This window comes from Rhodococcus jostii NBRC 16295 (genome assembly GCF_001894825.1).
Classification (GTDB): Bacteria; Actinomycetota; Actinomycetes; order Mycobacteriales; family Mycobacteriaceae; genus Rhodococcus_F; species Rhodococcus_F jostii.
In genome coordinates, this window is record NZ_BCWY01000035.1 from 79656 (window position 1) to 90625 (window position 10970).

Below are 10970 nucleotides of genomic sequence, written 5' to 3' on the forward strand. Positions count from 1 at the left end.
CTTTACTTGAATTCTACTGATACGGAACCGATGTCACTGAAGTCGGCGCGGAACACGTCACCGGGTCGGGCGTCGATTGCGCGGGTGCACGAACCGGGCAGGATCACGTGACCGGCCTCCAGTCGCACCCCGAAACTCGCGACCTTCCGCGCCAGCCAGGCCACGGCCTTCGTGGGGTTGCCGAGCACAGCCGACGCCTCGCCCCGTGCGATCTCCTCGTCGCCCTGGAAGAGCACCGCGGAGATTCCACCGATGTCGACCTTCGACGGTTCCACACGTCCGGCGCCGAGGATCACGCCGGCCGACGACGCGTTGTCGGCGATCGTGTCGGCGAGCCCGATCTTCCAGTCCGTGATGCGGGAGTCGATCAGTTCGATACTGGGAACGATGTATTCGGTGGCCGCGAGTACGTCCGCCTCGGCGCACCCCTCGCCCGGTAGCGTCGCGCCGAGGACGTACCCGATCTCCACCTCGATGCGCGGGTAGCAGAACTGCGCGGCGTCGATCGGGGTCCCCTCCGCGTACACCATGCTCGACAGCAGATGTCCGTAGTCGGGCTCGTCGACGCCCATCATCTTCTGCATGACCTCGGACGACAGGCCGACCTTGTGGCCGTACACCGTCTCCCCCGCGGCCAGTCGCTCGCGGATGTTCAGCAGCGCGATCTCGTACGCGTCGACGACGTCAATGTCCGGAAACACAGTGGTCAGCGGGTCGATCGGCGCGCGGTCCCGTTCGGCGTTCCGCAGGAGGTGGGCGGCGGACAGTCGTTGCGCATCGCTCAGCATCACGCCACCTCTCCCGCACGTGAGTGGTGTCGTGTGTCCGGGGACGCATTGCCACTCACGTGGGCGACGTGCTGCGCGGCGATGTAGCCGAACACCATCGCGGGACCGATGGTCGCGCCGGCGCCGGCGTATTCGTTGCCCATCACCGACGCCGACGTGTTGCCGGTGGCGTACAGGCCGTCGATGACGGAACCGTCCTCACGGAGCACCCGCGCGTCGGCGTCGGTGACGAGACCACCCTTGGTGCCCAGGTCGCCGGCCTCGCAGCGGATCGCGTAGAACGGTCCCTGCGTGATCTCGTCGAGGCACGGGTTCTTCATCGTCGGGTCGCCGTAGTAACGGTCGTAGGCGCTGTCGCCGCGACCGAAGTCCTCGTCCTTGCCGGTGCGGGCGAATCCGTTGAACCGGTCGATGGTCGCGACGAGGGTGTCGGCCTTGACGCCGATCGCGTCCGCGAGGTCGCGCAGCGTGTCCGCCTTGTGCACCACCCCGGAGTCGTAGAACCCCTGCGGGAACGGCACACCCGGCAGTACCTGCGCGAACGGGTACCGCGACTTCGCCTTGCCGTCCATCACGAACCACGCGGGGACGTGTCCGCCGCTCAGTTGGTCGTGCACGAAGTTCACGTACGGCGACGACTCGTTGGTGAAGCGCTCGCCCCGGCCGTCGACGATCACCGACGGCGGAATGCACCGCTCCGACACGAGCGGGATCACGGCGCCCATCGGGTGGAACACCGACGGCATCCACCAGGCGTCGTCCATGAGGTCGACTGCTGCGCCGAGCTTCTGGCCCGCGACGATGCCGTCGCCGGTGTTCTCCCGGGCGCCGGCGCTGACGTCCGGGACGCCGTGTTTGGGCAGGTACTTCGCGCGCATGTCCTGGTTGTGGTCGAAGCCGCCGGTCGCGAGCAGCACACCGCGACGCGCGCCGATCCGGATCGTCTGCCCGTCACGCTCGGCGAGCACGCCCACGACCGCGCCGGTTCCGTCGACGATCAGTTCCGTCATCGCCGTCTTCAGCCACAGTGGCACCCCGGCATCCTGGAGGACCATGCGCATCCGTGCCACGAGTGCGCGTCCACCGGTGGCCATGTGGCGCCGGCGGATCACGTTGGACGCCACCCGCCAGGCCGCCACCAGTGACGCCTTCCGTCCCTTCCAGGTGCGCTTGACCATGGCGAGGTCGTGATAGTCCTTGGACGTGACCCACAGTCCCAGCGGGCCCTTCATGCTGTTCGGACGCTGGAACTGCTCGTCCTCCTTCAGCGCCCGGGTGTCGAACGGCGTGCATTCGATGGTGCGCCCCAGCGGGCGGCCGCCCTCGTATTCCGGGTGGTAGTCGGAGTAGCCCTTCACCCAGTAGAGCTTCATGTGCGGGCTGCGGCCCAGGAGTTCCATCAGCTCGGGACCCTTGTCGACGAACGCGTCGAGGCGGTCGGCGGGAACGGTGCCCTCGGTGATGATGTCGAGGTAGCGGCGGATCGATTCCCGGGAGTCGACCACACCCTTCTCCCGCAGTGTCGGCGCGTTGGGGATCCAGATTCCGCCTCCGGAGATGGCGGTGGATCCGCCGAATGTCGCGCCCTTGTCGATGACGAGGGTGTCGATGCCCCGGTGGGCGGCGGTGATCGCCGCGGCCATGCCGCCGCCACCGCTGCCGACGACGAGGAAATCGACTGTGGTGTCGAAGGTTTCTTCGGTGCCGCTCATCGTCCGCTGCCGTCCTTGCGGAGGAGGAACGCGAGGACGGCACTCTCGAACGCCGTCTTCTGCTCGATCATTGCCCAGTGTCCGCAGTTGGGGAACACGTGCAGTTCCGCCTTGGGGATCAACCGCATCGGGATGATCGCCATGTCCATCGGGCTGACCCTGTCGTCGCGACCCCACGTGAGCAGTGTCGGCGCCTTCACCTTGTGCAGCTGAGCCCAGTACGGGGTCGCGTCGGACTCGAGTGCGGCCCGGGTGCCGGCCTCGAACGCCGCCTTGCTGTACATCTTGCGGGCGCTGGCGAGAGTGCCGGGATCGGTGGCCTGCGTCCAGCGTTCCTCGATCAGCTCCTCCGTGACCATGGCCGGGTCGAACACCATGGAGTGCAGCCACTCGATCAGCCGTTCGCGTGTGGGGTCGTCCGTGAACTCCATCAGGAGGTTGATGCCCTCACCGGGGCCGGGGCTGAAGAGGTTCTTGCCGATGCCGCCGATGGTGATCAGCTTGCTCACCCGGTCGGGGTGCGCGATGGCGAACTGGGTGGCGACGATGCCGCCCATCGAGTTTCCGAGTACCGCGACCTCGTCGAGTCCGAGCCCGTCGAGGAAGCGGAGTACCGCGTCGCCGGCGGTGAGCATCGGATGACCGCCGAAGTCGTCGCTGACCCCGAATCCCGGGAACTCCAGGATGAAGGTGCGGAAGTGCTCGGCGAAGACGCCGAGGTTGCCGCGGAAGTTGCGCCATCCCGTCACGCCGGGGCCGGAGCCGTGCAGCAGCAGAAGCGGCGGGCCGTCGCCGGCCTCGTGGTAGCGAAGCACGCCGAGGTCGGTCTTCAGCTCCTTCAGGGTGCCCTCGTAACTCGAGTCAGTCGTCATGGTCGATCACGTTGCCAGCGCGTCCGCGACTCGGACAGGAGCGATCCCGGTCAGCGAGACATCACCCGGCCAGGGCGGCCCCCGGCCCCCGGACTTCCACTGACCGAGACGGCATCTCGTGACCGTTTCGGGGTGTCCCTAGCCTCGGTGGAGTCGTCGAATCGGTCGGCGACGCAAGAGCAATCGGAGGCGGTCTGATGTCACCCGAACCGGCCGAGGCCCGGCCCGGAACACGCGCGGACGCACCCTCACCCGACGAGATGCGCCGCGCCCTCGGCCAATTCGCCAGCGGGGTCACGGTGGTGACCGGGCTCGATTCGGACGGTCCGGTGGGGTTCACGTGTCAGTCGTTCGCGTCGGTGTCGCTCGAGCCGCCGCTGATCCTGTTCTGCGCCGATCACCGCGGTCGGGCATGGCCGCGCATCCGCCGGTCGGGGCGGTTCACGATCAACGTGTTGCGCGAGGACCAGACGGACCTGTGCTTACGCTTCGGCTCGAGCCGGGGCACCAAGTTCGACGGACTGTCCTGGGAGTCGTCCCGGTGGTCGACGCCGTCGCTGCCCGGGGTCCTGCTGCGCGTGCACGCGGACGTGCAGTCGGTGCACACCGCCGGCGATCACGACGTCGTGATTGGACGCGTTCTCGAACTCGAGTCGGTGTGCGAGGAGCGTCCGATGGTGTTCTTCCGGGGCGGTTTCGGCCTCGGTGCCGCTTCGCGACCCGTGCGCGCGTAGCGAGTCCGGAGACTCGTCAACCACGCACGGGCGCTAGAGCCATTGACCCGACTGCACGGCGAGGAGCTGGTCGAGGGTCTCCGTGGACCACGAGCTGTCGGGGATCTCCGCGGTCCTGCGGCCGCGACGGGGGGTGCCCAGTTCGGGGTGCAACGTCCGGGTGACCTCCCGGGCGGCGTCGACGACGAGCGGGGCGACCCGTTCGAGCTGGACGGTGCGCGCGTCCCCGCACAGCGAGATGCCGGCCACCGGTCCGTCGGCGCTGCGGACCGCGACACCGACGCAGCCGATTCCGCGTACCGCTTCACCGCGCTCGAACGCGAGACCGCGGCGCTGCCGAATCCGGTTGAGCTCCTGGTGCAGTGTGGACAGCTCGGTGATCGTGCGGTCCGTGCTCCGGTTGAGCCGCGGCCCGTACATGCCGTCGACCTGTTCCGGGTCGACCCACGCGAGCATCGCCTTGCCGCCCGCAGTCGTGTAGGCGGGGACACGCCCACCCACCCGGGACGGCAGGGTGGCGGCCATCCGCCCGCCCACCTTGTCCAGGTACACGCTCTCCGCGCCGTCGAGGACGGCGAGGTGCACCACCATTCCGGTCTGCATGTGCAGCTCGTGTAGCAGCGGCGCCGCGGCCGCCCGGACCTGGCTGTGTCCGTTGTCGCCGCCGCCGAGCCCCATCGCGCGCCGTCCGAGGCAGTAACCGAAGCTCGCGTGATCGACCCAGTCGAGGCGGACGAGCTGGTCGAGGATGCGGTGCACGGTGGACCGCGGCAGGCGGGTGCGGCACGCGACCTCCTCGAGGGTCAGACGCGACGTGCGGCCGTCGAACGCGTCGAGGATCAGTGTCATCCGCTCGACCATCGACGGGGGCAGATCCTTCTTCGCAGCGGGTACCGACAGTGCATCATCCGAATCGACGACAGTCATCGACGCCTCCAAATATCCTGGTCACACGCATACGTCCGACGAAAATTGAAATGAATTCTTAAAATACTAACAGCCGTCCGCGCCGCTGGGAAGAAATCGGACAACCACCGCGTCCGGTCACCGGGAATACCCGCGCAGCCGTCGGGTACCTCGAGTACAACGGTGACCACACACCGATCCCCGACAGCGGAGTCACCCACAGATGCACATAGGAATCGCGCCGCCCATCGTCATCGCGCACCCCTCCGTCCGCGCCGACTGGGAACTCGGCGCCGGAATCGCGGAGTTGACCGCGATCGCCCGGACCGCCGACCGCCTCGGCTATCACCACCTCACCTGCAGCGAGCATGTCGCTGTGCCCACCGACGTCGCCGTCGAGCGCGGCGGCACCTACTGGGACCCGCTCGCGACCCTCGGGTTCCTTGCCGCCCACACCACCGGCATCCGCCTGGCCACGCAGGTTCTGGTACTCGGGTACCACCATCCGCTGGAGATCGCCAAGCGGTACGGCACGCTCGACGTCGTCAGCGGCGGCCGGCTCGTGCTGGGGCTGGGCGTGGGCAGCCTGCGCGAGGAATTCGACCTGCTCGGCGCCCACTTCGACGACCGCGGTGCCCGCGCCGACGACGCCCTCGCGGCGCTGCGTGCCTCACTGTCGCGGTCGCGGCCCGAGTACCACGGCACGTTCTACGACTTCGATGCCGTCGTCGTCGAACCGCATGCCGTCCAGCCGCGAGTCCCGTTGTGGGTCGGCGGGCGAACCCTGCGGTCGCTGCGCCGCGCCGCGACACTCGGCGACGGGTGGGTGCCGTTCGGTCTCTCCCTCGACGAGCTGTGCGCTCTACTCGGCAAGGTCGAACTCCCCGAGAATTTCGAGGTGGTCCTCAGCGCGGGAGCACCGCTCGATCCGATCGGCTCCCGCGACACCGTGGCGCGCGCCCTCGAACGACGCCGCGACGCCGGCACCACCGTCGTCAGCGCCACCCTCGCGTCCACGAGCGCGTCCCACTACTGCGAGCAACTGGACGCCCTCCGGCAGCTCGGCGACCAACTCGGACTCGCGTTCCGCACCCCCACCGAAGACAGGATCCGCCCGTGACCGGCACCGAAGAACTCGTCCGCACACTCGTCGCACGCGTAAGCGCGCTCGAGGACAAACTCGCCATCCTCGAACTGATGACCGCCTACGGTCCCGCCATCGACAGCGGTTCCGCCGACGCGGTCGCGCGGCTGTGGACCGAGGACGGCGTGTACGACGTCGACACCGGGGTGATGCGCGGGCATGCCGCGATCACTGCGATGGTGCAGTCGGAGGCTCATCAGGGATGGATCGGCGGCGGCTGCGCGCACATGCTCGAGCCCGGGCACGTACGAGTCGACGGTGACACCGCCGTGGCCACCTGCAAGTCGCAGTTGATCATTCACGACGACAACGGGTTCCGGGTCCACCGGATCACGGCGAACCGGTGGGAACTCGCCAAGATCGACGACGAGTGGAAGGTGACCCGCCGGATCAATCGGCTGCTCGACGGCCGCGAGGAGGCGCGCACCCTGCTCGCCGAGGGTGTACGCGCCTGAGAGCGTTCCATCGCACGACACGAGGCCCGCACTGCTGCGGGCCTCGTGTCGTCGGCGTAAAGGTCAGGCGACCATCTCTGTCTTCGGCGCCGCCACGTCGGCGGGGCGGTCGATCTTGTTGCGGGTAAGCAGAAGTCCCATCACCGCGGCCAGCAGTCCGGCGACGGCCAGCGTGCAGAAGGCGTAGACGAAGCCCTTCTCCGAGTACTGTGCGGCGCGGCCCACCAGCACGACACCGGGGATCGCGACGATCGCGATCATCACCTGGCTGCCGATCGCGCTGCCCAGCGAGCCCGACAGGTTGAGCATCCCGCCGGCGATGCCCTGCGTCTGCGCGGGCACGGTGCGCATGATGAGGTTCGGCAGCGTCGCCGACGCGGAACCGAGGCCGAGGCCGATCACCAACTGCCCGAACATCATCTGGGCCGTCGAGTCGTGCAGGGTGGCGAGCAGGACCGAACCGAGCGAGAGGCAGGCGCCGCCGAACACCAGAACCGGCGCGGGGCCGATGCGTCGGGTGAAATACCCTCCGACCGGGCCGGCGATCATCGACACGACGCCCGTGGGGACGGTGTAGATCGCCACGGCGAGGGCGGTGACACCGAATCCGTAGCCGAGACCGAGGTCGGGATCGGTCATCACGAACATCGGGATGAGCATCGAATGGCTGACCAGCACGAATTGGACGAAACCGCTGGCCGCCAGGGTTTTCGCGACGGGCCCGTGCTTCAGCATCTGCAGATCGATGAGCGGTTCCTTCGGCGTGCGCTCGTACACCAGCCAAGCAGCGAGGATGGCGAGACCGCCGCCCACGCAGAGAAGCGTTTGCGGTGCCGTGTACCCCCACGCGGTGGCCTTGCCGATGCCGAACAGCAGCACGAAGGCGCCGAGGCCGAGGATGACCGCGCCGAGCACGTCGAGCTTCGACTTGGTGCGCAGGGTGGTCTCGGGAACGAAGATCGCGACCGCGATCCCGACGACCGCCACGTGAATGAGTTGCGCCCAGAACACCCCGGTGTAGCCGAAGTGGTCGATGAGGTAGCCGCCGATGATCGGACCGAGGATGGTGCTGGCGCCCATGCCCGTCGCGACGAAGCCGACCGCCACCGGGATGATCGCCGGCGGCATGACGTCGCGGATCAATCCGTAGGCGAGGACGAGGATCGCCATGCCCGCACCCTGGAGTCCGCGCCCGACGAGGAAGAGTTCGAAGTTGGGGGCCAGCGCGCCGAGTAATGATCCGGCGCCGAACACCGCCGCGGACACGAGCATCATCCGCTTCTTGCCGTAGATGTCGCCGAGTTTGCCGACGAGGGGTGTCGAGGCGGCGAGCATGAGGGTGACGATCGTGATCACCCAGCCGACGTTCGCGGTGCCGAAGTGTTTCGCGATCTCCGGCAGCGCCGGGGTGACGAAGTTGTAGGCGAGCGGGATGACTTCGACCAGAAGGATGATCAGGGCCAGGAGGGCGAACGACTTGCGGCGCGAGAGCGGTGCGCGCTCCGCCTCGCCTGGGGACAGGGGCATGTTATGCATATGTGGCTCCGGGGGATTCGTGAGGATCGGCACGCCCAACCTGACATGCGGCCCAGTGACGTCGACCACAGTTCCCACTCACCGAGACCTGCCCGCAGCCGGTGCCTCCGAGGACTAAGCGACACCGTAATTAGAAAACATTCCTGCACTAGATACCGCTCATGTAGTGACTGATCAGTAGTTCATGCGATACAACTAGAATGAAATCTAATTTTCTCGACAGGAGCCCCCATGAAGGAATCACTCAACCTCGCCGGACGCACCGCCGTCGTCACCGGTGCCGGCGCAGGTCTCGGCCGGGCCGAGGCCCTCGCGCTCGCGGCCGCCGGTGCGGCGGTCGTCGTCAACGACATAGGCGACGGCGCACACGAGGTGGCCGCGGAGATCACGGCGGCAGGCGGCCGGGCAACCTCAGTGACCGGCGACGTGTCCGACTGGGCGCTGGGCGAACGCCTCGTGCACGAGGCCGTCAGCACCTTCGGATCGATGGACATCCTCGTCAACAACGCCGGAATCCTGCGCGACAAGATGATTTTCAACCTCTCCGAATCCGACTGGGACGACGTCATCCGCGTCCACCTCAAGGGGCACGCCGCCACGTCACGCGCCGCGGCCGTGCACTGGCGCGAGGCGAGCAAGGCCGCCGGAGGTCCGGTGTACGGGCGGGTCGTCAACACGTCGTCGGAGGCATTCCTGTTCGGGTCGGCGGGACAGCCCAACTACTCGGCCGCGAAGGCGGGGATCACCGCACTCACGCTGTCGACCGCACAGGGACTGTCCCGCTACGGAGTACGGGCCAACGCGATCTGCCCGCGAGGGAGGACTGCCATGACGGCCGACGCCTTCGGCGAGAACACGGCCGATGCAGGACTCGACCCCCTGTCCCCCGAACGGGTCGCCACCCTCGTCCACTACCTGTCCTCGCCCGCGTCCGACGAAATCAACGGCCAGGTCTTCGTCGTGTACGGGAAGATGGTCGCTTTGATGGAGGCGCCGAAGGTCGAGAACCGTTTCGACGCAGCGGGTTCCGAATTCACCCCGGAGGAGCTCGACGGCCTCCTCACGCCCTATTTCGCCGGCCGCGGACCGTACGAGAACTACGCCGCGTTCAGCGTCGCAGAATTGGAGAAGGTCGCGCTGGCGACCGGCGACACGGCCGGTGTCTGAGCCACACTCGCAGAAGGAGCACAGGATGAGGCTGCACGGAAAGACGGCGATCGTGACCGGCGGCGCCGGCGGAATCGGACGGGCGATCACGACCGTGTTCGTCCGCGAGGGCGCGAACGTCCTGTTCGTCGACATCGACGACGGACGAGGCAAGGACCTCGAGAGGGACCTGGGAGCGACCGCCCGCTTCCTGAAGGTCGACATCTCCCGGCGCGAATCCGCCGAGCAGATCCGGGACGCCGCCGTCGACGCGTTCGGATCCGTGGACGTCCTCATCAACAACGCGCACGCGTCGCGCCAGGCACTGCTCGTCGACCAGACCCAGGAGATGTTCGACCTCTCCTTCCAGACCGGGTTCTATCCCGTGGTGCACCTGATGCAGGCGTGCTACCAGCAGCTGAAGGCGGCGAAGGGTTCGGTGATCAACTTCGCGTCCGGGTCCGGCCTCGACGGAATGCCCACCCAGACGTCGTACGCCGCCGCGAAGGAGGCGATCCGCGGGGTCAGCCGCGTGGCGGCCAACGAGTGGGCGGCCGATCAGATCAGGGTCAACGTGATCTGCCCGTTCGCCGCGACCGAGGGCGTCCTCGCCTGGCAGGAGAAATTCCCCGAACGCGCCGCCGCCGCCGTCGCGAAGGTCCCGCTCCAGCGCATCGGCGATCCCGAGACGGACATCGCGCCCGTCGCGGTGTTCCTCGCCTCCGACGATTCCCGGTACATGACCGGACAGACTTTGATGGCGGACGGCGGCAGCATCAAGCTGCGCTGATCCGCCCGGACAGGAGAACAACGATGGAAGGCTTCGAGGGCCGAGTCGCCCTGATCACCGGAGGCGCCCGCGGCCAGGGCCGCAGCCACGCGGTCGCGCTGGCCGAACGCGGAGCAGACATAGTTCTGTGCGACCGCTGCGAGGACAGCCCGGCGGTGAACTACCCCCTGGCCACCGCGGCCGATCTCGACGAGACCGCCGAACTGGTCCGCGCCACCGGCCGCCGGTGCCTCACCGCCAAGGCGGACACGGCCGATCGCGGCGCGATGGACGCACTGGTCGCCGAGGCCGAGTCCGAATTCGGGCGGATCGACATCGCGGTCGCGAATGCGGGGGTCTCGGTGGCCGCCCCGGTGCAGTCGCTCACGCAGGAGCAGTGGTCGGAGGCGATCGGTTCCAACCTCACCGGCGTCTTCAACACCGTCGGAGCGGTGGCGCCCGGGATGATCTGGCGCGGTTACGGGCGCATCGTCACCATCTCGTCGATGCTGGGCCGGGCCGGCAACACCAACATGGCCGCGTACGGTGCGTCGAAGTGGGGCGTCATCGGGCTCACCAAGAGCGCCGCGCTCGACCTCGCCCCGCACGGGATCACCGTGAATGCGATTGCACCGGGCAACATCTCGACACCGATGATTCACAACGACGCCCTCTACCGGATGATGCGGCCCGACCTCGAAGCGCCCGGCGCGGACGATGTGGAACCGGTGTTCCGCAGCCTGCACGCCCAGCCCGTCGCGTGGTTGGACGCTTTCGAGATCACCCGGGTGGTGCTGTTCTTCGCCGCGGAGGGCAGCGCACACATCAGCGGCACCGTGCTGCCCGTCGATGCGGGCAATGCCGCGCGGGTGACTGGCTGACGCCCCGTGAGTACTTGTTAACGTGGG

General features: G+C 67.9%; 11 protein-coding genes. 6 read left to right on the forward strand and 5 right to left on the reverse strand.

Annotation, left to right across the window (positions count from 1 at the left end):
- Positions 1-2: 2 nt before the first annotated feature.
- From RJ1_RS22625 to RJ1_RS22635, 3 genes are read right to left on the reverse strand one after another with little or no spacing between them, the layout of a single operon-like run.
- Complete coding sequence (locus RJ1_RS22625; RefSeq protein ID WP_073364152.1) at positions 3-788, reverse strand: 2-keto-4-pentenoate hydratase; 786 nt, start codon at positions 786-788, stop codon at positions 3-5.
- Positions 788-2500, reverse strand: coding sequence for an FAD-binding protein (locus RJ1_RS22630; protein WP_073364153.1), 1713 nt, complete (start codon positions 2498-2500; stop codon positions 788-790). Before RJ1_RS22630 ends, RJ1_RS22625 begins: the two co-directional genes overlap by 1 nt.
- Positions 2497-3372, reverse strand: a complete 876-nt coding sequence (locus RJ1_RS22635; protein WP_073364155.1) for an alpha/beta fold hydrolase — start codon at positions 3370-3372, stop codon at positions 2497-2499. The genes RJ1_RS22630 and RJ1_RS22635 overlap by 4 nt, the downstream gene beginning before the upstream one ends.
- 197 nt (positions 3373-3569) lie before the next feature.
- Here RJ1_RS22635 and RJ1_RS22640 point away from each other — a divergent pair, with 197 nt between their 5' ends.
- On the forward strand, positions 3570-4106 hold the full coding sequence (locus tag RJ1_RS22640) for a flavin reductase family protein (RefSeq protein ID WP_073364156.1): 537 nt from the start codon (positions 3570-3572) through the stop codon (positions 4104-4106).
- A 33-nt stretch (positions 4107-4139) separates the two neighbouring features.
- On the opposite strand, the gene RJ1_RS22645 is transcribed toward RJ1_RS22640, so the two are convergent.
- Positions 4140-5033, reverse strand: a complete 894-nt coding sequence (locus RJ1_RS22645) for an IclR family transcriptional regulator (protein ID WP_073364162.1) — start codon at positions 5031-5033, stop codon at positions 4140-4142.
- A gap of 202 nt (positions 5034-5235) precedes the next feature.
- On the opposite strand from RJ1_RS22645, the gene RJ1_RS22650 reads away from it, so the two are divergent.
- A complete protein-coding gene (locus tag RJ1_RS22650; protein ID WP_073364164.1) occupies positions 5236-6132 on the forward strand; it encodes a TIGR03619 family F420-dependent LLM class oxidoreductase in 897 nt (298 codons plus the stop codon).
- Positions 6129-6611, forward strand: a complete 483-nt coding sequence (locus RJ1_RS22655; RefSeq protein WP_073364165.1) for a nuclear transport factor 2 family protein — start codon at positions 6129-6131, stop codon at positions 6609-6611. Before RJ1_RS22650 ends, RJ1_RS22655 begins: the two co-directional genes overlap by 4 nt.
- 63 nt (positions 6612-6674) lie before the next feature.
- Here RJ1_RS22655 and RJ1_RS22660 read toward each other — a convergent pair whose 3' ends face one another.
- The gene (locus tag RJ1_RS22660; RefSeq protein WP_073364167.1) at positions 6675-8138 is read right to left on the reverse strand and encodes an MFS transporter; all 1464 of its coding nucleotides are present in this window, start codon (positions 8136-8138) and stop codon (positions 6675-6677) included.
- Positions 8139-8378: 240 nt separating this feature from the next.
- Here RJ1_RS22660 and RJ1_RS22665 point away from each other — a divergent pair, with 240 nt between their 5' ends.
- The 3 genes from RJ1_RS22665 to RJ1_RS22675 are packed head-to-tail and all read left to right on the forward strand — an operon-like array spanning position 8379 to position 10943.
- Positions 8379-9314, forward strand: a complete 936-nt coding sequence (locus tag RJ1_RS22665) for a 3-oxoacyl-ACP reductase (RefSeq protein WP_073364169.1) — start codon at positions 8379-8381, stop codon at positions 9312-9314.
- A 25-nt stretch (positions 9315-9339) separates the two neighbouring features.
- Entirely contained in the window at positions 9340-10083 is a 744-nt protein-coding gene (locus tag RJ1_RS22670) for an SDR family NAD(P)-dependent oxidoreductase (RefSeq protein WP_073364170.1), read from the forward strand.
- 23 nt (positions 10084-10106) lie between these two features.
- Positions 10107-10943, forward strand: a complete 837-nt coding sequence (locus RJ1_RS22675; RefSeq protein WP_073364172.1) for a mycofactocin-coupled SDR family oxidoreductase — start codon at positions 10107-10109, stop codon at positions 10941-10943.
- The last annotated feature ends 27 nt before the right edge of the window (positions 10944-10970 follow it).

What these genes read in the sequence shown, in the direction of transcription:
- RJ1_RS22660 (WP_073364167.1), bottom strand. Translation starts at nt 8,138, where the DNA reads ATGCCCCTGTCCCCAGGCGAGGCGGAGCGCGCACCGCTCTCGCGCCGC.
- RJ1_RS22625 (WP_073364152.1), bottom strand. Translation starts at nt 788, where the DNA reads ATGCTGAGCGATGCGCAACGACTGTCCGCCGCCCACCTCCTGCGGAAC.
- RJ1_RS22670 (WP_073364170.1), top strand. Translation starts at nt 9,340, where the DNA reads ATGAGGCTGCACGGAAAGACGGCGATCGTGACCGGCGGCGCCGGCGGA.
- RJ1_RS22650 (WP_073364164.1), top strand. Translation starts at nt 5,236, where the DNA reads ATGCACATAGGAATCGCGCCGCCCATCGTCATCGCGCACCCCTCCGTC.
- RJ1_RS22630 (WP_073364153.1), bottom strand. Translation starts at nt 2,500, where the DNA reads ATGAGCGGCACCGAAGAAACCTTCGACACCACAGTCGATTTCCTCGTC.
- RJ1_RS22665 (WP_073364169.1), top strand. Translation starts at nt 8,379, where the DNA reads ATGAAGGAATCACTCAACCTCGCCGGACGCACCGCCGTCGTCACCGGT.
- RJ1_RS22645 (WP_073364162.1), bottom strand. Translation starts at nt 5,033, where the DNA reads ATGACTGTCGTCGATTCGGATGATGCACTGTCGGTACCCGCTGCGAAG.
- RJ1_RS22635 (WP_073364155.1), bottom strand. Translation starts at nt 3,372, where the DNA reads ATGACGACTGACTCGAGTTACGAGGGCACCCTGAAGGAGCTGAAGACC.
- RJ1_RS22675 (WP_073364172.1), top strand. Translation starts at nt 10,107, where the DNA reads ATGGAAGGCTTCGAGGGCCGAGTCGCCCTGATCACCGGAGGCGCCCGC.
- RJ1_RS22640 (WP_073364156.1), top strand. Translation starts at nt 3,570, where the DNA reads ATGTCACCCGAACCGGCCGAGGCCCGGCCCGGAACACGCGCGGACGCA.